22 protein-coding genes are annotated in these 20,799 nt (G+C 69.3%); 9 read left to right on the forward strand and 13 right to left on the reverse strand.

The annotated features are described in order from the left end of the window. Nucleotides 1-30: 30 nt before the first annotated feature. Entirely contained in the window at nucleotides 31-885 is an 855-nt protein-coding gene (gene panC / locus ACSQ3N_RS06810) for a pantoate--beta-alanine ligase (RefSeq protein WP_056161628.1), read from the reverse strand. A gap of 115 nt (nucleotides 886-1,000) precedes the next feature. After that, nucleotides 1,001-1,882: a 3-methyl-2-oxobutanoate hydroxymethyltransferase gene (panB, locus tag ACSQ3N_RS06815; RefSeq protein WP_436145912.1), complete on the reverse strand. Its 882-nt coding sequence runs from the start codon at nucleotides 1,880-1,882 to the stop codon at nucleotides 1,001-1,003. Nucleotides 1,883-2,046: 164 nt separating this feature from the next. Between panB and nadC the strand changes: the two genes are divergently transcribed. The 3 genes from nadC (at nucleotide 2,047) to ACSQ3N_RS06830 (ending at nucleotide 6,097) form a co-directional block, all read left to right on the forward strand. Then, on the forward strand, nucleotides 2,047-2,907 hold the full coding sequence (gene nadC / locus ACSQ3N_RS06820) for a carboxylating nicotinate-nucleotide diphosphorylase (protein ID WP_436145913.1): 861 nt from the start codon (nucleotides 2,047-2,049) through the stop codon (nucleotides 2,905-2,907). A 121-nt stretch (nucleotides 2,908-3,028) separates the two neighbouring features. Then, entirely contained in the window at nucleotides 3,029-4,153 is a 1,125-nt protein-coding gene (gene nadA / locus ACSQ3N_RS06825) for a quinolinate synthase NadA (RefSeq protein WP_436145914.1), read from the forward strand. A 72-nt stretch (nucleotides 4,154-4,225) separates the two neighbouring features. Next, nucleotides 4,226-6,097, forward strand: a complete 1,872-nt coding sequence (locus ACSQ3N_RS06830; RefSeq protein ID WP_436145915.1) for a chorismate-binding protein — start codon at nucleotides 4,226-4,228, stop codon at nucleotides 6,095-6,097. Nucleotides 6,098-6,143: 46 nt separating this feature from the next. Here the strand turns inward: ACSQ3N_RS06830 and ACSQ3N_RS06835 are convergent, their stop codons facing one another. Next, nucleotides 6,144-6,503 carry a 5-carboxymethyl-2-hydroxymuconate Delta-isomerase gene (locus ACSQ3N_RS06835; protein WP_436145916.1) on the reverse strand — a complete coding sequence of 120 codons (360 nt, stop codon included), beginning with the start codon at nucleotides 6,501-6,503 and terminating at the stop codon, nucleotides 6,144-6,146. Between the two features lie 380 nt (nucleotides 6,504-6,883). Between ACSQ3N_RS06835 and ACSQ3N_RS06840 the strand changes: the two genes are divergently transcribed. Continuing rightward, complete coding sequence (locus tag ACSQ3N_RS06840; protein WP_056418084.1) at nucleotides 6,884-7,642, forward strand: carbonic anhydrase; 759 nt, start codon at nucleotides 6,884-6,886, stop codon at nucleotides 7,640-7,642. Between the two features lie 43 nt (nucleotides 7,643-7,685). On the opposite strand, the gene bioF is transcribed toward ACSQ3N_RS06840, so the two are convergent. From bioF to ACSQ3N_RS06885, 9 genes are all read right to left on the reverse strand, one after another. Then, nucleotides 7,686-8,918, reverse strand: a complete 1,233-nt coding sequence (bioF, locus tag ACSQ3N_RS06845) for an 8-amino-7-oxononanoate synthase (RefSeq protein ID WP_436145917.1) — start codon at nucleotides 8,916-8,918, stop codon at nucleotides 7,686-7,688. Continuing rightward, nucleotides 8,909-9,580, reverse strand: a complete 672-nt coding sequence (bioD, locus tag ACSQ3N_RS06850) for a dethiobiotin synthase (protein ID WP_436145918.1) — start codon at nucleotides 9,578-9,580, stop codon at nucleotides 8,909-8,911. Before bioD ends, bioF begins: the two co-directional genes overlap by 10 nt. After that, on the reverse strand, nucleotides 9,581-10,918 hold the full coding sequence (bioA, locus tag ACSQ3N_RS06855) for an adenosylmethionine--8-amino-7-oxononanoate transaminase (RefSeq protein WP_436145919.1): 1,338 nt from the start codon (nucleotides 10,916-10,918) through the stop codon (nucleotides 9,581-9,583). A 120-nt stretch (nucleotides 10,919-11,038) separates the two neighbouring features. Further along, complete coding sequence (gene panD, locus ACSQ3N_RS06860; RefSeq protein WP_436145920.1) at nucleotides 11,039-11,419, reverse strand: aspartate 1-decarboxylase; 381 nt, start codon at nucleotides 11,417-11,419, stop codon at nucleotides 11,039-11,041. Nucleotides 11,420-11,470: 51 nt separating this feature from the next. Continuing rightward, nucleotides 11,471-11,845, reverse strand: a complete 375-nt coding sequence (locus ACSQ3N_RS06865; protein ID WP_056418092.1) for a 6-carboxytetrahydropterin synthase — start codon at nucleotides 11,843-11,845, stop codon at nucleotides 11,471-11,473. Between the two features lie 22 nt (nucleotides 11,846-11,867). Continuing rightward, on the reverse strand, nucleotides 11,868-12,503 hold the full coding sequence (gene queE / locus ACSQ3N_RS06870; RefSeq protein WP_436145921.1) for a 7-carboxy-7-deazaguanine synthase: 636 nt from the start codon (nucleotides 12,501-12,503) through the stop codon (nucleotides 11,868-11,870). Then, nucleotides 12,500-14,110, reverse strand: a complete 1,611-nt coding sequence (gene nadB, locus ACSQ3N_RS06875; protein ID WP_436145922.1) for an L-aspartate oxidase — start codon at nucleotides 14,108-14,110, stop codon at nucleotides 12,500-12,502. The genes queE and nadB overlap by 4 nt, the downstream gene beginning before the upstream one ends. Nucleotides 14,111-14,247: 137 nt before the next feature. Then, the gene (locus ACSQ3N_RS06880; protein WP_056161657.1) at nucleotides 14,248-15,090 is read right to left on the reverse strand and encodes a segregation and condensation protein A; all 843 of its coding nucleotides are present in this window, start codon (nucleotides 15,088-15,090) and stop codon (nucleotides 14,248-14,250) included. Nucleotides 15,091-15,176: 86 nt separating this feature from the next. Continuing rightward, the gene (locus ACSQ3N_RS06885; protein WP_056161660.1) at nucleotides 15,177-15,383 is read right to left on the reverse strand and encodes a DUF3460 family protein; all 207 of its coding nucleotides are present in this window, start codon (nucleotides 15,381-15,383) and stop codon (nucleotides 15,177-15,179) included. Between the two features lie 42 nt (nucleotides 15,384-15,425). Between ACSQ3N_RS06885 and ACSQ3N_RS06890 the strand changes: the two genes are divergently transcribed. Both ACSQ3N_RS06890 and ACSQ3N_RS06895 read left to right on the forward strand, forming a co-directional pair. Next, nucleotides 15,426-15,938 carry an outer membrane protein assembly factor BamE gene (locus ACSQ3N_RS06890; RefSeq protein WP_436145923.1) on the forward strand — a complete coding sequence of 171 codons (513 nt, stop codon included), beginning with the start codon at nucleotides 15,426-15,428 and terminating at the stop codon, nucleotides 15,936-15,938. 109 nt (nucleotides 15,939-16,047) lie between these two features. Further along, nucleotides 16,048-16,749 carry a YitT family protein gene (locus ACSQ3N_RS06895; RefSeq protein ID WP_235507217.1) on the forward strand — a complete coding sequence of 234 codons (702 nt, stop codon included), beginning with the start codon at nucleotides 16,048-16,050 and terminating at the stop codon, nucleotides 16,747-16,749. An 18-nt stretch (nucleotides 16,750-16,767) separates the two neighbouring features. Here ACSQ3N_RS06895 and ACSQ3N_RS06900 read toward each other — a convergent pair whose 3' ends face one another. Further along, complete coding sequence (locus ACSQ3N_RS06900; RefSeq protein ID WP_056161664.1) at nucleotides 16,768-17,565, reverse strand: MipA/OmpV family protein; 798 nt, start codon at nucleotides 17,563-17,565, stop codon at nucleotides 16,768-16,770. 208 nt (nucleotides 17,566-17,773) lie between these two features. Here ACSQ3N_RS06900 and ACSQ3N_RS06905 point away from each other — a divergent pair, with 208 nt between their 5' ends. The 3 genes from ACSQ3N_RS06905 to ACSQ3N_RS06915 all read left to right on the forward strand — a co-directional run bounded on the left by ACSQ3N_RS06905 (nucleotide 17,774) and on the right by ACSQ3N_RS06915 (nucleotide 20,636). Then, on the forward strand, nucleotides 17,774-18,433 hold the full coding sequence (locus tag ACSQ3N_RS06905) for a response regulator (RefSeq protein ID WP_056162521.1): 660 nt from the start codon (nucleotides 17,774-17,776) through the stop codon (nucleotides 18,431-18,433). After that, nucleotides 18,430-19,920: a sensor histidine kinase gene (locus ACSQ3N_RS06910; RefSeq protein WP_436145924.1), complete on the forward strand. Its 1,491-nt coding sequence runs from the start codon at nucleotides 18,430-18,432 to the stop codon at nucleotides 19,918-19,920. The genes ACSQ3N_RS06905 and ACSQ3N_RS06910 overlap by 4 nt, the downstream gene beginning before the upstream one ends. A gap of 71 nt (nucleotides 19,921-19,991) precedes the next feature. Next, nucleotides 19,992-20,636, forward strand: a complete 645-nt coding sequence (locus tag ACSQ3N_RS06915; protein WP_436145925.1) for a DUF2306 domain-containing protein — start codon at nucleotides 19,992-19,994, stop codon at nucleotides 20,634-20,636. Nucleotides 20,637-20,799 lie beyond the last annotated feature (163 nt).

The following is a 20,799-nucleotide window of genomic DNA, read 5'->3' on the forward strand; positions in this document are numbered from 1 at the left end:
CAAGCGCTAGCTGCTATCAATAGCAGAGCATCAGAACTCCAGGTTGTCGATGAGCCGCGTGGTGCCCAGGCGCGCCGCACCCAGCGCCACCAGCGTGCCCGGCGCGTCCTCGGCCGTGGGTGCCAGCAGATCCACCCGGCGGCGCACCGTCAGGTAGTCGGGCTGCCAGCCGCGGGCGCGCAGGGCGTCCAGGGCATGCTGCTCCCACGCTGCGGCGTGCTGCGGGTCAGGGGCCGGGGCGCCGCGCCAGCGCTGTGCCAGTTGCTGCAGCGCCTGCGACAGCGCCACGGCTTCCTGCCGCTCCTGCAGTCCCAGGTAGCCATTGCGCGAGCTCAGGGCCAGCCCGTCGGCGGCGCGGAAGGTCTCGCCCGCCACGACCTCGATGGGCAGCGCAAACTGCCGCACCATGTGGCGAATGACCATGAGCTGCTGGTAGTCCTTCTTGCCGAACACGGCCGTGCCGCCCGTGGCGCCCAGCACGCAGGCAAACAGCTTCATCACCACCGTGCTTACGCCCACGAAGAAGCCGGGTCGGAAGTGCCCCTCCAGCATGTCGGCCAGCAGCGGGTCGGGGTGCACCTTGAAGGTCTGGGGCTCGGGGTACAGATCCGCCTCGCGCGGTGCGAACAGCACATCGCAGCCGGCGGCCTGCAGCTGGGCGCAGTCGGCCTCCCAGGTGCGCGGGTAGCTGTCGAAATCCTCGTGCGGCAAGAACTGCAGCCGGTTCACGAAGATGCTGGCCACTGTCACGTCGCCCAGGGGTTTGGCCTGGTGCACCAGGGCGATGTGCCCGTCGTGCAGATTGCCCATGGTGGGCACGAACGAGGGGCGGCGGTAGGGCGCCAGGGCCTGGCGCAGGTCGGCAACGGAGCGGGCGATGAGCATGGTGAAGACGCCGTGCGGCGATGAAGAAAAAAGGCAGGGAGTGCCGAACGCGATTTCGTGCGTGGGCAACGGGGCAACGGGGCAATCGGCGGCGGGCGTGGATCGATGGGTCCGGCTACCACGCGTGCAGTGCGTTGTCCGGAAACCGCCCCTGCTTGACGGCCTGCACGTACGCCTCGATGGCGCCGCGCACACTGCCCGCGTCCCGCATGAAGTCGTGCACGAACCGGGGCATCTTTCCCAGGTTCATGCCCAGCATGTCGTGCAGCACCAGCACCTGGCCCGCGGTGCCGTTGCCCGCACCGATGCCGATGGTGTGGCAGTGCGGCAGCCCGGCCGTGATGTCGGCCGCCAGCGCGGCGGGCACCATCTCCAGCACCAGCATGGCGGCACCGGCGTCTTGCAGTTCATGCGCCTCCTGGCGCAGCGTGCGGGCCGCACTATCCGTCCTGCCCTGCACGCGGTAGCCGCCCAGGGCGTGCACGGTCTGCGGCGTCAGGCCCAGGTGGGCGCACACGGGGATGCCGCGCTGCACCAGAAACTCCACCGTGGGCGCGGTCCAGCCACCGCCTTCCAGCTTGACCATGTGCGCCCCGGCCTGCATCAGCGCGCAGGCGCTGCGCAGGGCCTGCTCGCGGGTTTCGGCGTAGGTGCCGTAGGGCAGGTCGGCAATCAGCCAGGCCGTGGCCTGCACGCGGTGCAGCCCCCGCGCCACGCTGGCCGTGTGGTAGGCCATGGTGTCCAGCGCCACGCCCACCGTGCTGGGCAGCCCCTGGCAGACCATGCCCAGCGAGTCGCCCACCAGAATGCACTCCACACCCGCCGCATCGGCCACGGCGGCGAACGTGGCGTCGTAGGCCGTCAGCATCGTGATCTTCTCGCCAGCGTCCCGCATCTGTGCGAGGCGCGGCAGGCTCACGGGCCTGCGTTGGGGCAGGGGCGACGCAGGCGGCAGGGTGCCGTAGGGCGTGGCAGACGCGGTGCTGGTGGCAGTCATGGGACTCGCTGTGGCAAAAATTGCCGCGAGTCTATGCGACCAATCATGGGTGTACTTATGGGTTGGGGCGCGGGCCGGCAGGGGCCCTTTCGGGTGCAGTGGCCTTTGCGTTCCCGGTATGCTCGCGGCCCATGACAGCAGCGTTACACCCCGCGGACACCACCATGAGCGACAACGATGTGAAGGCCCTGGCCCAGGCCGATGTGGCCCGTGCCCTGGCCGAAGACGTAGGCACTGGCGACCTCACCGCCGGCCTCATCGACCCCACCCGCCGCGCCCGTGCCCGCATCCTGGCGCGTGAGCCCGCCGTGATCTGCGGGGCCCCCTGGGCCGAGGCCGCGCTGCGCGCGCTGGACCCCGGCGTGCAGCTCACCTGGCGCGTGCAGGAAGGCCAGCGCTGCGTGGCCGACCAGATCGTGCTGGAGATCGAAGGCCAGGCCCGCGCGCTGCTCAGCGCCGAGCGCACCGCGCTCAACTTCCTGCAACTGCTCTCGGCCGTGGCCACCAAGACGCGGCATTACGTGGACGTGGTGGCCGGCACCCGCGCGCAGATCGTCGACACCCGCAAGACCCTGCCGGGCCTGCGCCTGGCGCAGAAGTACGCCGTGCGCGTGGGCGGCGGCACCAACCACCGCATCGGCCTGCACGATGCGGTGCTGATCAAGGAAAACCACATCGCCGCGGCCGGCGGCGTGACGGCCGTGCTGCGGGCTGCGCAGGCGGTGGCGGGCCAGGCCCGATTCATCGAGATCGAGGTGGAAACGCTGGACCAGCTGGCCGAGGCCCTGCAGGCCGGCGCGAAGATGGTTCTGCTGGACAACATGCCCCTGCCCACGCTGCAGGAGGCCGTGCGCATCAACGCCGCGCACCCTGGGGGCGGTGCCATCCTCGAGATCTCGGGCGGCGTCACGCTCGAAGGGCTGCGCGCGCTGGCCGACACCGGTGTGGACCGCATCTCCATCGGCACGCTGACCAAGGACGTGCAGGCCACCGACTTTTCAATGCGCCTGCAGGACCTGGCCTGAGCCCCTGGCCGCACCCGCCCGGCCGACCCTGCGCTGCGCAGGGTTGCCAGCGCAGGGCGGGCCGGGCCGATATGCTTACCCCTCCACGAAACCAGCCCCAGCCGCTGGTAGCAAGTACCCCATGACCACCATTGCCATCAAGGACGTCGAGTACGAGCAGCCCGCCCCGGGCGCGGACGGCGGCGTCTGTTCCACCAAGCACGCCTGGGCGCGCGTGCCGCCCGAGCCCGCGCCGGCCGAGCGCGCGGCGCTCAAGGACCGCATCCGCCGCCTGCTCCAGGAAAAGAACGCGGTCATGGTGTCGCACTATTACGTGCACCCCGACCTGCAGGACCTGGCCGAAGAAACCGGCGGGCTCGTGAGCGACTCGCTGGAGATGGCGCGCTTTGGCCGCGACCACGCGGCGCAGACGCTGGTGGTGAGCGGCGTGCGCTTCATGGGCGAGACGGCCAAGATCCTGAGCCCCGAAAAAACCATCCTGATGCCTGATCTGGACGCGACCTGCTCGCTCGACCTGGGCTGCCCGATCGACGAGTTCAGCGCCTTCTGCGACGCGCACCCCGACCGCACCGTGGTGGTCTACGCCAATACCAGCGCCGCGGTGAAGGCACGCGCCGACTGGCTCGTCACCTCCAGCTGCGCCCTCGACATCGTGGGCGCCCTGAAGGCCGCGGGGCAAAAGATCCTGTGGGCACCCGACCGGCATCTTGGGGCCTACATCCAGCGCGAGACCGGCGCCGACATGGTGTTCTGGAACGGCGCCTGCATCGTGCACGACGAGTTCAAGGCCTTCGAGCTGGAAGCCCTCAAAAAGGAACACCCCCGCGCCAAGGTGCTGGTGCACCCCGAGAGCCCCGCCGACGTGGTGGCGCTGGCCGACGCCGTGGGCTCCACCAGCGCCATCCTCAAGGCTGCGCGGGAGCTGGATGCCACCGAGTTCATCGTGGCCACCGACAACGGCATGATGCACAAGCTGCGCACGCTCAACCCCGGCAAGACGTTCTACGAAGCCCCCACGGCCGGCAACAGCGCCACCTGCAAGAGCTGCGCACATTGCCCCTGGATGGCGATGAACAGCCTGGCCGATGTGGCCCGCGTGCTGGAGACGGGTGCCAATGCCGTGCATGTGGATCCCGCACTGATCCCGCGCGCCCGCCAGCCCATCGATCGCATGCTGGCCTTTACCGCGGCGCTCAAGAACGGGCAGCCCACCGCAGGCCTTGTGCCGCACCTGGGCGCAGCCTGAAAGCGTGTTTGCAATGAGGTGCTATTTATTTGATAGCTGCTTGCGCTTATCCATCAAGCGGTAGGGGCAGTTTTGACTGGTATTTCACGCATCGACTTCACCCAACCGCAGGATGCCGACAAGCCGCGCCTGCGCCATGCGTTCGGCGCGCCGCGTGAGGTGCTGGTGGCGCACGACCTGGTCGATGTGCGCGGCGTGCTCGACGCTGTGCATGCGGCCGCCGCGGCAGGGCGCTGGTGCGTGGGGTATGTGCGCTACGAGGCCGCTGCCGCGTTCGACGCTGCGCTGCAGACCCATGCGGCCGATGGCCCGCTCGCGTGGTTTGCGGTGCACGACGCGCCCCTTCCGTGGCCTGCTGACGCGGCAGTCGCTTCTCCCCACGATGTTGCCGAAGTGGCCTGGACCGGCACCCCGGGCCGCGCGGCCTTCGATGACGCCATGGCGCGCATCCAGCACGCCATCGGCGCGGGCGAGCTGTACCAGGTCAACCACACCGCGCCGCTGACCGGCACCCTGCAGGGCAGCCCCGCCAGCCTGTTTGCCGCACTGCTGCGGGCGCAGCCCGGCGGCTACGCCGCGCACATCGACGCGGGCGGCGAGCAGGTGCTGTCGGTGTCGCCCGAACTCTTCTTCGACTGGCAGGACGCGCCCGACGGCGGTCGCATTCTGGCCCGCCCCATGAAGGGCACTGCCCCGCGGGGCGCCACGCCTGAGCAGGATGCGGCCCATGCCGACCACCTGCGCACGGCCCCCAAGGAGCGGGCCGAGAACGTGATGATCGTGGACCTGCTGCGCAATGACCTGTCGCGCATCGCGCTGCCGCACAGCGTGCAGGTGCCCGCACTGTTCGCCACACAGGCCCTGCCCACCGTGTGGCAGATGACGTCCGACGTGGTGGCGCGCACGCGGCCCGGCACCACGCTCACCGACGTGTTCGCGGCGCTGTTCCCGTGTGGCTCCGTCACCGGCGCGCCCAAGGTGCGGGCCATGCAGATGATCCATGCGCTCGAAGGCCAGCCCCGGGGCGTGTACTGCGGCGCCGTGGGCGTGGTGCGGCCCGCGGGCCGACTGAGAAAGGCGGGGCCGGGCGGCGCCACCCACGCCGTGTCCGCCACCTTCAACGTGCCCATCCGCACCGTGGTCCTCCACGGGGGGCGCGGACCGGAAGATGGGTGGAGCGCCACCTGCGGCATTGGCAGTGGCATCACCTCTGGCGCCGAAGCTGCCGCAGAATGGCAGGAGTGGCGCCACAAGCGCGCATTCGTGGAGCGTGCGAGCATGCCTTTCGACATTCTGGAAACACTGGCCCTGAACGACGGCAAGTTCCGCCATGCAGACCTGCACGTGGCGCGCATGGGCCAGGCGGCGGTGCACTTCGGCTACCCGTGGAACGCCCACGCCGTGCGGCAAGAGCTGCAGATCGCGGCGCTGCAGAACCTCAACGGTGCCTGGCGCGTGCGGCTGCTGCTGGCCGCCGACGGCAGTGCGCGCGCCGAATCCTTTGCCCTGCAGCCCACAGCGGAGCCCGTGCGCCTGCAACTGGCCGCCACCGCGTTCGAGTCAGCCCACGGCGAATTCGTGCGGCACAAGACCACGCGCCGCGCGCACTACGCGGCGTACGCGCCCACCACTCCGGGCGTGTTCGACACCGTGCTCTGGAACGAGGCGGGCGAGATCACCGAGAGCACCTTCGGCAACATTGCCGTGCTGCTGGACGGCCAGTGGGTCACCCCGCCCCTGGCCTGCGGCCTGCTGCCCGGCGTGGGCCGCGCGGTGGCCTTGCGCGACGGCCAGGTGACCGAAGCCGTGGTGCGCCTGGCCGACCTGCCGCGCGTGCAGGGCTGGGCCTTCATCAACAGCCTGCGCGGCTGGCTGCAGGCAGAGATGGCAGCGCCCGGCGCACTGCCGCAGGTGGCCGGGCCCGCGGACCGCGAAGCCCGCTGAACGCGGGGCCCGCTGCTGCCGCTGGCACGCGGCGGCTATCGGAGGGTCAGAGCCGTTCCTTGGCGTAGGAGCCGCGGTCCATGTCCACCACCTCCACGCTCAATTGCACCAGCACGCCGGACGGCCGGGGCGAGAGCTCGCGCAGCACGGCGGCCACGCGGCCGGAGAGGTCCTTCTTGGCCTCGGGCGAGCGGCCCGAGAGCAGGCGCAGCTGCGCGTGCACGAAGGCGCGCTGGGCTGGCGCGGTGCCGATCTCGAAGCTGTCGGCCACCACGAAGCGGGTTTTCAGGTCGGCTTCGTCCTGGATCTCAGGATGGGCGCACAGCTGGGCGTTCAGGGCCTTGAGCGCTTCGGCTTCCGGGAAGTGGGGCAGGTTGCTGGAGTATTCGACGACAAGATGGGGCATGGTGCAGGTCCGTTTCAGGGGCATGTGCCGCATCGGCTGGCACACGGGGCACAAAGGTTGCGCACACGGCCCCAGTTTAAAGCGCTGGACGCTGCTGGCTGGGCAGCAGGATATCGGGGTGTGCAGGCTGACCACAGGCCAGCAAACCACAGGCCACAGATTTCTTATCGGTTCCTTAAGGTGGCGCTGCTGGGGCGCTTTCGTGGCCCGGTACTGACGGTGGCGCCCAGTCGTAACATTTGTGTTGCAACGCTGCAGGCAGGTGCGCAGAATACGGCGCGTTCGGCCGCAGAGCAGGCCCTGGCCGGGCGTCGTGTGTTCGGCAAGGGATTGAACGCGCGCAGATCGATGATTGCCTGTTCACCATCCCCCTCCATGCCATGACCCACCCTGCATTCGTCCGACACATCGCCCTGGCCGCCATCGCACTGTGCACCGCTGCCGCGGCCAACGCACAAGGCGCCAACCCGCACTGGGAATACAAAGGCAAACACGGCGCCACCCACTGGGGCGAGCTGGAGGCGGGCTTCGAAGCCTGCGCGCGCGGCGCGGCGCAAAGCCCGGTGAACATCCGCAAGACCGTGAAGGAAGCGCTGCCCGCGCTCGACTTCCAGTACACGCCCGCCGCCCCCACGCTGCTCAACAACGGCCACACGGTGCAGGTCAACATGCCCGCCGGCAGCAAGCTGGTGGTGGACGGCAAGCCGATGGAGCTGCTGCAGTTCCACTTCCACACGCCCAGCGAAGAAGCCATTGGCGGCAAACGCGCGGCCATGGTGGCGCACTTCGTGCACAAGGCCGAAGACGGCACGCTGGGCGTGGTGGCCGTGCTGATCCAGCCCGGCAAGGCCAATGCCGCCTGGGCCCCCATCTTTGCCCACCTGCCCCGTGCAGGCGAGCAGGTCACGGTGAACGGACTCTCCCTCGACGCCAGCAGCCTGCTGCCTGCCAGCAAGGGCTACTACAGCTTTGCCGGGTCGCTGACCACGCCGCCATGCTCCGAAGGTGTGCAGTGGATGGTGCTCAAGGAGCCCGTCAAGCTCAGCCCGCAGCAGATCAATGCGTTCCGCCACATGTACAGCGCCAACGCACGGCCGCTGCAGCCCATCAACAGCCGGGTGATCAAGGAAAGCATCTGAGGACTGCCGAAGGACCGGGGATCCACCCCGATCCTTCGAGCGGCTAGCCCAGAAGCTCTGCCGCATGCTGGCGCAACGCGGCCAGCAGTTCCTCCACATCGGCCTCGGTGTGCGCAGCAGACAGTGCGATGCGCAGCCGTGCCGTACCCGCCGGCACCGTGGGTGGCCGAATGGCCGGCACCCACAGGCCCTGCGCGCGCAGGCTGTCCATGGCGGCCAGCGCGGCTTCGTTGCTGCCCACCACCAGTGCCTGCACAGGCGTTTGCGACGGCAGCAGGTGCCAGGCCGTTGGTGCGGGCAGCGCCGCCAGGCCACCGCGCAACTGGGTGATGCGGGCCTGCAGGTGCGCGCGGCGGTCGTCGGCCGCGGCGATCAGCACCAGGCTTTCGCGCAGCGCGCTGGCCAGCAGCGCCGGGGCCGCGGTGGCAAAGATGTAGGTGCGCGTTTTCTGCAGCAGCCATTCAATCAGCGCTGCATCGCCCGCCACGAAGGCGCCGGCCACGCCCGCGGCCTTGCCCAGCGTGGCCATGTAGAGCACGCGGCGCGCGGCATTCGCACCCGTCAAGCCCGCCTGCGCCAGGCTGCCGCGCCCCTGGGGCCCCAGCACGCCGAAGCCGTGCGCGTCGTCCAGCAGCAGCAAGGCGTCGTAGCGCTCGCACAGCGCCAGCAGGGCAGGGATGTCGATCAGGTCGCCGTCCATGCTGAACACCGCATCGCTGATCACCAGCTTGCGCCGGGCGGGGCTGGCGGCCAGGGCGGCCTCCAGCGCGGGCAGGTCGGCGTGCGGGTAGCGGTGGATGGTGGCGCGCGACAGGCGGGCGCCGTCGATCAGGCAGGCGTGGTTGAGCGCATCGGAGAACACCGCATCGCCATCGCCCACCAGCGCCGGGATGATGCCCGCGTTGGTGGCGTAGCCCGCGTAGAAGTACAGCGCACGGGGCAGTTGCACGAAGGCGGCCAGATCGTGCTCCAGCGCGGCGTTGGCGGCGCTGTGGCCGCTGACCAGGGGCGAGCCGCCCGAGCCCACGCCAAAGGTGTGCGTGGCCTCGCGCGCAGCCTGCGCCAGCGCGGGGTGGCCGGCCAGGCCCAGGTAGTCGTTGCTGCAGAACGCCAGCATGGGCTGGCCGTCCACCAGCAGGCGTGCGCCGCCTGCGGGCTGCACCACGCGGCGGCGGCGCAGCAGGTGCGCGCGTTCGATGTCGGCCAGGCGGCCCGGGATCTCATCGAGCCACGATGTTGCGGTCGAGCCCGCAGCGGGCGTAGGGATCACAGCCATGCGGGTGGCAGCTCCAGCTGCATGCTGCGCGCATCGGGCAGGTCCTGGTAGGGCACCTCGGCCAGCAGCGGAGCCCCCAGCCGGGCGCGCAGGTAGGCGATGTTGTCGCCAGCCGCTTCCATGCCGGGGTCCATGCGGTTGGCCACCCAGCCGATGAGCGTGAGGCCGCGCGCACGGATGGCCTCGGCCGTCAGCAGCGCGTGGTTCAGGCAGCCCAGCCGCAGGCCCACCACCAGCACCACCGGCAGTGCCAGGGCCTGGGCCAGGTCGGCGCCGGTGAGCGTGTCGGTCAGCGGCACCAAGAAGCCGCCTGCGCCCTCCACCACCACGGCGTCCGCCTGCGCCGCCAGCGCCTGGTAGCTGCGCACGATGGCCGCGATGTCGATCTCCACGCCGGCCCGCGCCGCCGCGATGTGGGGAGAGAGCGGGTCGGGCAGCAGCACGGGGTTGTCCAGCTCGGGCGCCACGGCCAGGGTGGAGGCCGAGCGCAGCGCGATGGCGTCTTCGCTGGCCCAGTCCTCGCCCCAGGGCACCAGACCTGCGGCCACGGGCTTCATGCCCACCACGTGGCGGTGGTGCGGCGCCAGCGCGTGCAGCAGCCCGGCGGACACCAGCGTCTTGCCGACGCCGGTGTCGGTACCGGTCACAAAACATCCAATCATTTAAGTTTCCTCTTGCAGGGTGGCGTTCAGCGCGTCGAGCGCGCCGCGGGCCAGGCATTGCACGGCCTCGTCGTCGAGCAGATAGGGCGGCATGGCGTACAGGGTCTTGCCGATGGGGCGCAGCACCAGGCCGCGCGCCATGGCGTGCTGGTGGTAGCGGCGCGCAAAGTCGGGCAGCGAAGTGTCCACGTCCCACGCCCAGATCATCCCCAGGCGCCTCGCATGGCGCACCCGCGGGTGGTGGGTGATGGGGGCGCAGGCCGAGTCGATGCGCAGGGCCAGGGCGGCATTGGCGGTGAGTGCATCGAGCGCATCGAACAGTTCGAGCGTGGCCAGCGCCGCGCGGCAGGCCAGCGGGTTGCCGGTGTACGAGTGCGAATGCAAAAAGCCGCGCGCCACGTCGTCGTCGTAGAACGCGGCGTACACCGCATCGGTGGTCAGCACGGCCGACAGCGGCAACGTGCCGCCGGTGAGGCCCTTGGACAGGCAGATGAAGTCCGGCCTAATGCCCGCCTGCTGGTGCGCGAACATCGTGCCCGTGCGGCCAAAGCCCACGGCGATTTCGTCCACCACCAGGTGCACCTCGTAGCGGTCGCACAGCTCGCGCGCCCGGCGCAGGTAGTCGGGGCTGTGCATCGCCATGCCGGCGGCGCACTGCACCAGCGGCTCGACGATGAAGGCGGCGGTGGTTTCGTGGTGTTCTGCCAGCCAGGCTTCCAGGCCCGCTGCGGCGCGCCGCGCCACATCGTCAGCGCTCTCGCCAGCGGCGGCGCCGCGCGCATCGGGGCTGGGCACGGTGTCGGCCAGGCGCACCAGCGGCGCGTACGCCTCGCGGAAGATCGCGATGTCCGTCACGGCCAGCGCGCCCACGGTTTCGCCGTGGTAGCCGCCGGCCAGGCCCACGAAGCGGCTCTTGGCGGGCCGGCCCCTGTTGCGCCAGTAGTGCGCGCTCATCTTCAGCGCGATCTCGGTGGCGGCTGCGCCGTCGCTGCCGTAGAACGCGTGGCCCAGGCCGGTGAGCGCAGCCAGGCGCTCGGACAGCTCCACCACTGGCTCGTGTGTGAAGCCTGCCAGCATCACGTGGTCGAGCTTGCCCAGTTGGTCCACCAGCGCGGCCTTTATGTGCGGGTGGCTGTGGCCGAACAGGTTGACCCACCAGGAGCTGATGCCGTCCAGGTACCGCTGGCCGTCGGTGCCGTACAGCCAGGGGCCCTGCGCGCGGGCGATGGCCACGGGCGGCTGGGCCTCGTGCCGCTTCATCTGCGTGCAGGGGTGCCAGACGCTGGCGAGGCTGCGGGCGGCCAGGGTGTCGGGTGGAAGGGGCAGGGGTGAACTCATTCGGTTTTGCGGTCAATCGTTCCATTCACAACCGTTCGGGCTGAGCTTGTCGAAGCCTTGCGCGGCGCTTCGACAGGCTCAGCGTGAACGGGTAGGGGTAGGCTTGAAGACAAAGTGGAATCACAGCCCCTGCGTGGGCACCGCGTGCCGCAGTTCCGTCTGGCGGTTGTTCTCGTCCACAAACACCAACTGCGGCTGGTGTGTGGCCATCTGGTCCTCGTGCACCTGGGCGAAGGCCGCGATGATGATCAGGTCGCCCACCGACGCGCGGCGCGCGGCCGAGCCGTTGACCGAAATCATCCCGCTGCCGCGCTGGCTCTTGATGGCGTAGGTGATGAAGCGCTCGCCGTTGTTGATGTTCCAGATGTGCACTTGCTCGTTCTCGGCGATGTTGGCCGCGTCCAGCAGGTCTTCGTCAATGGCGCAGGAGCCCTCGTAGTGCAGCTCGCACTGGGTCACGGCCACGCGGTGGATCTTGGATTTGAGCAGGGTGCGGAACATCGGGCGTCCTGGGTTGGCGTCTGAAAATTGTGGCGGTGCAGGCGGTCTGCGTCAGGCCACGGGCAGGTCCAGCGTGCAGCTGTCGCCCAGCGCGTCGCGCCACACGCGCACCCGGCTCACGCGCGGCTGCAGGTCGGCGGGCAGGGCCGCTGCGATGAACACGCACAGGTTCTCCAGCGTGGGGGTGCCCAGGCCGGGCACGTCGTCCAGCAGGTGGTGGTCCAGCTGCTCGCGCACCACGGCCAGGCCCTGGCGCAGCAGGCCCAGGTCCAGCACCATGCCGGTGGCGGGGTCGCGCGGGCCGCTCAGCGAAACCTCGGCATGGTAGGTGTGGCCGTGCACGCGGCGGCTGCCTTCGGCCTCGATCTCGCGGCGCAGGGTGTGGGCGGCGTCGAAGAAGAAGCGCTGGGAAATGGTGAACAACATAGGACTGACGGAGAGATTCGGTTCACCGGATGCCGGTGAGCTTGTGGGTTTGCAGGCTCAGGCGCCACGCGGGGTGGGCCATGCAGGCGTCGATGCAGGCGGCAGTGTTCTGGCGCTGCAGCAGGCCATCCATGGGCTGCAAGAAGCGATGGCTGAACTGGGTGTCACGCTCCAGCGCCTGCAGGTCGAACCCGTGCTGGGGCCACACGAGCTTGAGCTCCTGCCCGCTGCGCTGCACGAAGGGCGCGCCCGCCTTGGGGCTGATGCACAGCCAGTCGATGCCGTCCGGCGCCTTCACCGTGCCGTTGCTCTCCACGGCAATGCGGAACTGCTGCGCATGCAGCGCGTCGATGAGGGCGGCGTCCACCTGCAGCAGGGGCTCGCCGCCGGTCAGCACCACCAGGCGGTGGCCCGCGCCCGCAGGCCACTGCGCGGCGATGGTCTCGGCCAGCCGCTCGGCGGTGTCGAACTTGCCGCCCAGCGTGCCGTCGGTGCCCACGAAGTCGGTGTCGCAGAACTGGCAGACGGCCTGCGCGCGGTCCTGCTCGCGGCCCGTCCAGAGGTTGCAGCCCGCAAAGCGGCAGAACACGGCGGGCGTGCCCGCCTGGCCGCCTTCGCCCTGCAGGGTGTAGAAGATTTCCTTGACGCTGTAGGTCATGGCCGCAGGCTCGGTTTTTCGGCGGTGCGTTTGACCACAGGGGGAACGAGAATGGTGGGCGCAGCGGGAGCGGCCAGCTCGGGGTAGTCGCGGCTGAAGTGCAAGCCCCGGCTTTCGCGGCGCATCTGCGCGCTCTGCACGATGAGGTCGGCCACCTGCACCAGGTTGCGCAGCTCCAGCAGGTCGCGCGTGACATGGAAGTGGGCGTAGAACTCGTTGATCTCGCCCTGCAGCGTGGCGATGCGGTGCGCAGCGCGCTCCAGGCGCTTGTTGGTGCGCACGATGCCCACGTAGTCCCACATGAAGCGGCGCAGCTCGTCCCAGTTGTGCGAGATGACCACGCACTCGTCGGCGTCGGTCACACGGCTGTCGTCCCAGGCGGGCAGGGCGGGCAGGTCTGCCGCGGGCGCTGCGGCAATGGCCTGGGCCGCGGCGCGCGCGAACACCATGCATTCGAGCAGCGAGTTGCTGGCCAGCCGGTTGGCGCCGTGCAGGCCGGTGCAGGCCACCTCGCCCACTGCATGCAGGCCCGGCAGGTCGGTGCGGCCGGCCAGGTCGGTCAGCACGCCGCCGCAGGTGAAGTGCGCGGTGGGCACCACGGGGATGGGCTCCTTCGTGATGTCGATGCCCAGCGCCGCGCAGTGCGCGAGGATGTTGGGAAAGTGCTCCTGCAAGAACGCCGGGCTCTGGTGCGAGATATCGAGGTGCACGCAGTCCAGGCCGTGCTTTTTCATCTCGAAGTCGATGGCGCGGGCCACCACGTCGCGCGGGGCCAGCTCGGCGCGCGGGTCATGGTCCAGCATGAAACGGGTGCCATCGGGGAGTTTGAGCTGGCCGCCCTCGCCGCGCACGGCCTCGCTGATGAGGAAGGACTTTTCGTGCGGGTGGTACAGCCCCGTGGGGTGGAACTGGATGAACTCCATGTTGGCCACGCGGCAGCCCGCGCGCCACGCGGCCGCAATGCCGTCGCCGGTGGCGGTGTCGGGGTTGGTGGTGAACAGGTACACCTTGCCCGCGCCGCCCGTGGCCAAAATGGTCTGCGGCGCGCGGAAGGTCACCACAGAGTCGGTGGCGTCGTCCAGCGCATACAGGCCCAGGCACCGGTGGCCGGGCAAGCCCAGCTTGTGCGTGGTGATCAGGTCCACCAGCGTGTGGTGCTCGAACACGGTGATGCCGGACGTGGCGCGCACCACGTCCATCAGCGTGCGCTGCACGGCCGCGCCGGTGGCATCGGTCACGTGGGCGATGCGCCGGGCGCTGTGGCCGCCTTCGCGGGTCAGGTGCAGCTGGTCGCCTTCAAGCGTGAAGGGCACGCCCAGCCCGCGCAGCCATGCGATCGATGCGGGCGCGTTCTCCACCACGAAGCGCGTGGTGGCCAGGTCGCACAGGCCGGCGCCTGCGACCAGCGTGTCTTCGATGTGCGCGGCAAAGCTGTCGTCATCGGCCAGCACCGCGGCAATGCCGCCCTGCGCCCAGCCGCTGGAGCCATCCTGCAGCGCGCGCTTGGTGATCACCGCCACGCGGTGCGTAGGCGCCAGGTGCAGCGCGGCCGAAAGGCCGGCCAGGCCGCTGCCTACGATGAGGACGTCGAAGTCGTGGGATGCCATATGGGGTCCGTAGTTGCCGTTGGAACCGGCGCTGCTTCAGGCCAGTGCCACCGTGGAACTGGCTTTGCCAGGCCGCCGGTGGCGTCCCCCTCCCGCGCAGCGAGAAAGGGGGAAGCGGCGCAGCCGCTCAGGGGGTGTCATGCCGGTACATAGGCCAGGCGCACGTAAATGGGCGCGAAGGCTTCGGCCTGCGTGATCTCGATCAGCGTCTCCTTGGCCAGCTCCAGCAGCGCGATGAAGGTCACGACCAGCACGGTGCTGCCGTTCTCGGGCTCGAAGAGTTCTTCGAACTCGACGAACCGGCGGCCCTGCAGGGTCTTGAGCACCATGCTCATGTACTCGCGCACCGACAGCTCCTCGCGCGTGATCTTGTGGTGCTGCACGAGCTTGGCGCGCTTCAAGATGTCGCGCCACGCGTCCTGCAGCTCCACCACGTGCACGTCCGGAAAGCGCGGCTGCAGGCTTTGTTCGATGTAGACCTGCGCCTTCAGGAAGTCGCGGCCGTACTGCGGCAGCTGCCCCAGGCGGGCGGCGGCCATCTTCATCTGCTCGTACTCGAGCAGGCGGCGCACCAGCTCGGCGCGCGGGTCTTCGGGTTCTTCGCCTTCGGCCTGCTTCTTGGGCGGCAGCAGCATGCGCGACTTGATCTCGATCAGCATCGCCGCCATCAGCAGGTATTCGGCCGCCAGCTCCAGGTTGCGGCTGCGGATCTCGTCCACATACACCAGGTACTGCTTGGTCACCCCCACCATGGGGATGTCGAGGATGTTGAAGTTCTGCTTGCGGATCAGGTACAGCAGCAGATCGAGCGGGCCTTCGAAAGCTTCGAGAAACACCTCCAGCGCATCGGGCGGGATGTACAGGTCGGTCGGCATCGCGAACAGCGGCTCGCCGTACAGGCGCGCCAGTGCGACCTGATCGACCACGTCGGGCATGGTGCCCGCGTTACCGCCGGCATCGGCTTGGCGCGATGGGATCATCAGGTGCTACTAAAAATATAGCTGCTAGCGCTTATCTGGCAAGCGGTAGCAGCGATTTTTATGCCTAAACGGAACACCAATGCGGGTCAGTCCGCGTTGGTCTGGTACACGTAAGGCCTCTGGGCGACCTCGCCATCGCGGTATTCGACCCAGATCTTGCGGTCGACCTGCTTGTCCCACAGCAGGGCGCGGCCGGCCTGCTGCTGCGCATCCAGCGCGGGCTGGCTGGTCTTGAGCTGGTTGATGAACTGGGTGGCGTCGGACTGGTAGTCGGGGCGGCGGAAAATGGACATGACTGTTAACCTCTTTGGCGTGGATTTTACCGGGACCGACTTATGCCTCTGATATATCGCGCTGCCGCGCTGGCTGCCGCCGCTTTTTCGTTGCTGGCGCTCACTGCCTGCGACCCGCAGCGCATCAGTGAATTGAAGGAGGGCGTCTCCACCGAAGCCGACGTGCGCGACCGCTTCGGCGCCCCCGACAACGTGTGGGACGAGCCCGGCGGCGCCCGCACCTTCGAGTACAACCGCCAGCCCGCGGGCCAGGTCAACTACATGATCACCCTGGGCGCCGATGGCCGCATGACAGCCCTGCGCCAGGTGCTCACGCCCGAGAACTTCGCCCGCGTGCAGCCCGGCCAGCGCATGGACGAAGTCCGCCGCCTGCTGGGCAAGCCCGCCAAGGTCACGCCCTATACGCTGAAGAACGAGACCCACGTGGACTGGCGCTACCTGGAAGGCTCCAACCAGGCCAAGGTGTTCACCGTGGTGCACGGGCCCGACCACGTCGTACTGCGTACGCAAACGGGTCCCGACCTGGACTCCCCCGAGTTCAAGGGCGGCAAGTGAGCAGCACGTCTGTCATGGCGAGGCCGCCGCTGGCATGGATGATGCTGGCTCGGTGCTGGTGCAGTCGCCAGGCTGCTGCGGCCACCGCCCACCCCCTTGAAACCCCGCCATGAACGACGCTCCCCCGCAACCCCACACCCCGCCTGACGGCGCAGCGCCCCACGTGCGGCAGCCACAACCGCAACCGCAACCACAGCCTCAGAACCAGCCGCTGCCATCGCTGCGCCACGGCGCTTTCGAAGACGCCCAGGCCCTGTTCGCCGGCACGCTCTTCGTGGCCATGGCGCTCATGCTCTTCAACCAGGCGGGGCTGCTGGTGGGCGGCACCGCGGGGGCAGCCTTCTTGCTGCATTACGTCACCGGCATCTCGTTCGGCAAACTGTTCTTTGTGGTCAACCTGCCGTTCTACTGGTTTGCCTGGACCCGCATGGGCCGCGAGTTCACCATCAAGACCTTTGTCTGTGTGGCCCTGCTGTCGCTGCTGACCGAGCTGTTCCCGCATGTGATGCACGTGGACTACCTGAACCCGCTGTTCGCCTCGCTGCTGGGCGGGCTGCTGCTGGGCACGGGCTGCCTGTTCCTGGCGCGCCACCGCTCCAGCCTGGGCGGCGCCACCGTGGTGTCGCTGTACCTGCAAAGCCGCTACGGCATGCGCGCCGGCAAGGTGCAGATGATGATCGACGGCACGGTGGTGCTGCTAGCGCTGTTTGTGGTGCCACCCGAGCGCGTCGCGTACTCGGTGCTGGCTGTGCTGGTGATGAGCGGGTTCCTGTGGATCAGCCACCGGCCGGGGCGGTATGTGGGGCATTGAACGTGAAGGCCGCCGGGCTCAGAACCGGTACAGATAGCCGGCAGTGACCGCTGGCTGGCTCGATCGGCCGACCAGCGGGCTGTCTTTGATGGCGCTGGCCAACCGTGTGCTGCTCACGTCCACGAACACCCACTGGCGCGGCGCCAGCGCATAGCCCACGCGCACGCCGGCCTGCAGGTTCACGGCAGAGCTGCCTTCGTAGGCCGCGCGGCCTGCGCGCACCTCGGCGCCTTCCACGCCGTAGTAGTAGTCCACGTACTTGCGGTCCTGCTGCTGCACCGCCAGGCGGGGCGTAATGTCCCAGGCGCCGAGCTGGAAGCGGCGCTCGGCCTTCAGCGTGACCTGGCGCCCCTTGCTGTGGCCCGATGCATCGGCCAGCAGCTCGGCCGACAACTGCACCGGCCCCGTGTCCCAGCTGGCGGCTGCGCCCAGCCAGAGGCTGCTCTTGCGCTCCTGCATGCCGGCCAGAAAGGGCGAATCCTTGGCCTCGTAGCCCTCGAAGCCAAAGCGCGAGCGCAGCCGCAGGCCCACGGGGCCGACCGACGGCAGCTTGATATCCACACCCGGGCCGGCCACGCTGATCCAGCGGTTTTCGTAGGTGAGCAGGGGCAGCGGCTGCACCTTGTCGTCGAAGTCGCGGTAGGGCTTGCGGTCAGCGCTCACAGCCAGGCCCACGCCCCAGGCAGAGGCCGGTGCGTCTTGCGCCCAGGCTGCCTCGGGGGCCAGCACCGCCAAGGTGGCCGCGATGAGGGCGGCGCGCGAAGGCAGGGTTGCCTTGCGGCGGGGGGTAAAGGGCATGCGAAGGCAGGGCGTCATGGGTTCAGTTTCCAGGCAGAAAAAAACGGGGGAGGGGCGGCAGAGCTGCCCGCGGGTCGCACGCCGCAGATGGCGGGCCGATGCACTGTAGAAAAGCTTTCTTATCGCCGGGTTAGCCCTGCGTTGCCCGGGGACGCCCCGTGCTCATGGCCCGCTAAGAATTCCGCGCTACGCTGTGCACCGCCCTGAAGGCCTCAAGGAGAACCTGTTGCGTGCACTGCTGGTAGAAGACGACGACATGATCGGGCGCAGCCTGTCGCATGCGCTCAAGGGCGCAGGCTGGTCCGTGGACTGGGTGCGCAACGGCGAGCTGGCCCACAGCGCGTTGGCCGACGGCGACTACAGCTGCGTGCTGCTCGACCTGGGCCTGCCCGGCATCGATGGCATCGAGGTACTGCGCCGCGCTCGCGCCCGCGGCGACCTCACGCCGGTGGTGGTGCTCACCGCGCGCGACGGGGTCGAAGACCGCGTGCATGGCCTGGACATCGGGGCCGACGATTACCTGCTCAAGCCCTTCGAGGTGGCCGAGCTCCTGGCCCGCATGCGCGCCGTGGTGCGCCGCCGCAGTGGTGTGGCGCAATCGCTGGTGGGCAATGGCTCCCTGCAGCTGGACCTGGCCACGCGCGAGGTGCTGCTGGGCGGCGCACGCGAGGCCCTCACCGCGCGCGAATTCGCACTGCTGCACGCGCTGCTGGAGCGCCCCGGCGCCATCCTGTCGCGCGAGCAATTGGAAAACCGCATCTACGGCTGGGGCGAGGAAGTCAGCAGCAATGCGGTGGACGTGCTCATCCACGGCATGCGCCGCAAACTGGGGCCCGACGCCATCCGCAACGTGCGCGGCCTGGGCTGGCGGGTGGCGGCGCCATGACGGGCTCGGTGCGCGACCACAAGCCCCGCTGGTACCGCCCCCGGTCGCTGCGCGGGCAAATCCTGTTGTGGCTGGCGCCCTGGATTCTGGTCGGCGCCGTGGTGGCGGGGGGCGCCTTCTGGGTGAGCTACAGCGCACTCATCCATACCTTCATGGAGTACCAGATGGAGGTGCTGGCGCGCTCCCATGCGACCGGCGGGCCGGTGGCGGCGAGCCATTCGGGCAGTGATTCCAACACCAACGCTACGGACCGCACCATGGACACGGGCCTGGGGCTCGAGCCCCTGCCGCTGCTCAGCGACGTCAACATCCTCGACTGGGGCGCATTCGCCGTGCAGATCTGGTCGGCCGACGGCCGCTTGCTGGCTGCGTCCAGGCCCGACACTGCGGTGCCCCTGCAGGCAGCGCCCGGTCACCATCGGTTGCGCGCCGATGGTGCGTGGGCGCCGGGGTGGCGTGTCTATTCCGCAGCAGCGGCGGGGCCGTACCAGCGCCGGGTGCAGGTGTTGCAAAGCGAGAAATTCCTGCAGGAAGAAGTGGCGGTGCGCACCCTGTACGTCATCGTGCCCATGGCGCTACTGGTGCCCGCATTGCTGTTCACCCTGTGGGTGGTGGTGGGGCGCGCGTCGCAGTCATTGCGCTCGGTGGCCGACGAGGTGGCCCAGCGCGACGACCGCAGCCTGGGCGCCATCCGCATGGACCGGGTGCCCGAAGAGATCGTGCCGCTGGTGGGCTCCTTCAACGCATTGCTTGCGCGTCTGGGCGAGGCCTTTGCTGCGCAGCGCCGCTTTGTGCAGGACGCCGCCCACGAGTTGCGCACGCCCATGGCCGCCATGGCGCTGCAGATGGAGAACCTGCGCCCCTTCGTCCCCATGGGCGATGCGCAGCAGCAGTTCGCGCAGCTGGACGCGGGCATGCGCCGCGCGCAGCACCTGGTCGGCCAGTTGCTGCGCCTGTCGCGCCAGGAGGCACCGGTGGCTGCGCAGGCATCCACCGCGCCCGTGGACATCACTGCCTTGCTGCGCGACAGCGTGGGCCAGCTGATGCCGCTGGCGGACCAGCGGCGCATTGACGTGGGTTTTGCCGGAGACGGGCAGGTGGCCTTCCACGCCGCCGCCAGCGAGCTGCGCAGCGTCTTCGACAACCTGCTGGACAACGCCCTGCGCTACACCCCTGAGGGCGGTGCGGTGGAGGTGCGCTTGCACCGGCTGGACAGCGGCGCCGTGGTGGACATCATGGACACCGGCCCGGGCATTCCGCCAGACCTGCTGGAGCGGGTCTTCGACCGCTTCTTTCGCGTGCCCGGCAATGATGCCGACGGCAGCGGGCTGGGCCTGGCCATCACCCGGGCTGCGGCGCTGCGCCATGGCCTGCGGGTAGAGCTGCGCGCACGGGACGACGGCGCCACCGGCTTGGTAGCGCGGGTGCACCTGCCCGCACCCAAGGACCCATCCCACGGCCCACAGCCCCTGCTAACGCCCGGCTAAGCCGCTGCTAATGCGGGGCTCAGACGCGCTTTCTACAGTCGGTGAATCCCATCCACTGTAGAAAGCTTTCGATGACTGTTCGCACTTTGGCCCCCGCCCTGGCCTGGGGTTTGCTCACGTTGCTCGCCCTGGCCGTGGGCATCGTGTCCCTGCGCTATGCGCTGCCCGGCATGCCCTTTCCGATGGACCTGCCCAGCCTGCAGTCCGCACCCCGGGCCTTTGTCGTGCACGCTGTCAGCGCATCACTGGCGCTGATGCTGGGCCCGGTGCAGCTGGTGGCCGCATGGCGCACCCGGTTTCCTGCCCTGCACCGCTGGGTAGGGCGTGCCTATGTGGTGGCGATAGCCGTGGGCTGGCTCTCGTCGTTGCCGCTGGCACTCCATGCCATGACCGGCCCCGTGGCCGTCGCTGGTTTTTTGGCGCTGGGCGTGGCCTGGGTCGTGGCAACGGGCATGGGTCTGACGCGCGCGCTGCAGCGCCGTTTCGCCGACCACCGGCGCTGGATGGTGCGCAGCTATGCGCTCACTGCGGCAGCCATCACGCTGCGCATTTACCTCGGCGGCAGCATGGCCCTGGGGATCGACGAGCAGGTGTCCTACCCCTTCATCGCCTGGCTGTGCTGGGTGCCCAACCTGCTGGGCGCCGAGTGGTACCTGCGGCGCCAGGGCGTGACCCAGAGCCGGCGGCAGCGCCGGTCGCCACTGGCATCGTTGTGAGCGAACAGCCGCGAGGGCCTGCAACGCAAGGGCCGGGCGGCCGTTGCGGGGGTCTTTCAACGCACCCTCATGCCCGGCGTGACGCTCGTCTGCGCCCAGCAGTTGTGCGGGGCCGGAAAACTGCCGCGGCTGCTTCCCGCCTTACACCGCTTGTATTGGCGAG

This window comes from Acidovorax sp. LjRoot194, assembly GCF_964253015.1.
Lineage (GTDB): Bacteria > Pseudomonadota > Gammaproteobacteria > Burkholderiales > Burkholderiaceae_C > Acidovorax.

Excerpts from the sequence above, each read along its gene's own strand:
- panC (WP_056161628.1), bottom strand. The coding sequence starts at position 885 with ATGCTCATCGCCCGCTCCGTTGCCGACCTGCGCCAGGCCCTGGCGCCC.
- panB (WP_436145912.1), bottom strand. The coding sequence starts at position 1,882 with ATGACTGCCACCAGCACCGCGTCTGCCACGCCCTACGGCACCCTGCCG.
- nadC (WP_436145913.1), top strand. The coding sequence starts at position 2,047 with ATGAGCGACAACGATGTGAAGGCCCTGGCCCAGGCCGATGTGGCCCGT.
- nadA (WP_436145914.1), top strand. The coding sequence starts at position 3,029 with ATGACCACCATTGCCATCAAGGACGTCGAGTACGAGCAGCCCGCCCCG.
- ACSQ3N_RS06835 (WP_436145916.1), bottom strand. The coding sequence starts at position 6,503 with ATGCCCCATCTTGTCGTCGAATACTCCAGCAACCTGCCCCACTTCCCG.
- ACSQ3N_RS06840 (WP_056418084.1), top strand. The coding sequence starts at position 6,884 with ATGACCCACCCTGCATTCGTCCGACACATCGCCCTGGCCGCCATCGCA.
- bioF (WP_436145917.1), bottom strand. The coding sequence starts at position 8,918 with ATGGCTGTGATCCCTACGCCCGCTGCGGGCTCGACCGCAACATCGTGG.
- bioD (WP_436145918.1), bottom strand. The coding sequence starts at position 9,580 with ATGATTGGATGTTTTGTGACCGGTACCGACACCGGCGTCGGCAAGACG.
- bioA (WP_436145919.1), bottom strand. The coding sequence starts at position 10,918 with ATGAGTTCACCCCTGCCCCTTCCACCCGACACCCTGGCCGCCCGCAGC.
- panD (WP_436145920.1), bottom strand. The coding sequence starts at position 11,419 with ATGTTCCGCACCCTGCTCAAATCCAAGATCCACCGCGTGGCCGTGACC.
- ACSQ3N_RS06865 (WP_056418092.1), bottom strand. The coding sequence starts at position 11,845 with ATGTTGTTCACCATTTCCCAGCGCTTCTTCTTCGACGCCGCCCACACC.
- queE (WP_436145921.1), bottom strand. The coding sequence starts at position 12,503 with ATGACCTACAGCGTCAAGGAAATCTTCTACACCCTGCAGGGCGAAGGC.
- nadB (WP_436145922.1), bottom strand. The coding sequence starts at position 14,110 with ATGGCATCCCACGACTTCGACGTCCTCATCGTAGGCAGCGGCCTGGCC.
- ACSQ3N_RS06880 (WP_056161657.1), bottom strand. The coding sequence starts at position 15,090 with ATGATCCCATCGCGCCAAGCCGATGCCGGCGGTAACGCGGGCACCATG.
- ACSQ3N_RS06885 (WP_056161660.1), bottom strand. The coding sequence starts at position 15,383 with ATGTCCATTTTCCGCCGCCCCGACTACCAGTCCGACGCCACCCAGTTC.
- ACSQ3N_RS06890 (WP_436145923.1), top strand. The coding sequence starts at position 15,426 with ATGCCTCTGATATATCGCGCTGCCGCGCTGGCTGCCGCCGCTTTTTCG.
- ACSQ3N_RS06895 (WP_235507217.1), top strand. The coding sequence starts at position 16,048 with ATGAACGACGCTCCCCCGCAACCCCACACCCCGCCTGACGGCGCAGCG.
- ACSQ3N_RS06900 (WP_056161664.1), bottom strand. The coding sequence starts at position 17,565 with ATGACGCCCTGCCTTCGCATGCCCTTTACCCCCCGCCGCAAGGCAACC.
- ACSQ3N_RS06910 (WP_436145924.1), top strand. The coding sequence starts at position 18,430 with ATGACGGGCTCGGTGCGCGACCACAAGCCCCGCTGGTACCGCCCCCGG.
- ACSQ3N_RS06915 (WP_436145925.1), top strand. The coding sequence starts at position 19,992 with ATGACTGTTCGCACTTTGGCCCCCGCCCTGGCCTGGGGTTTGCTCACG.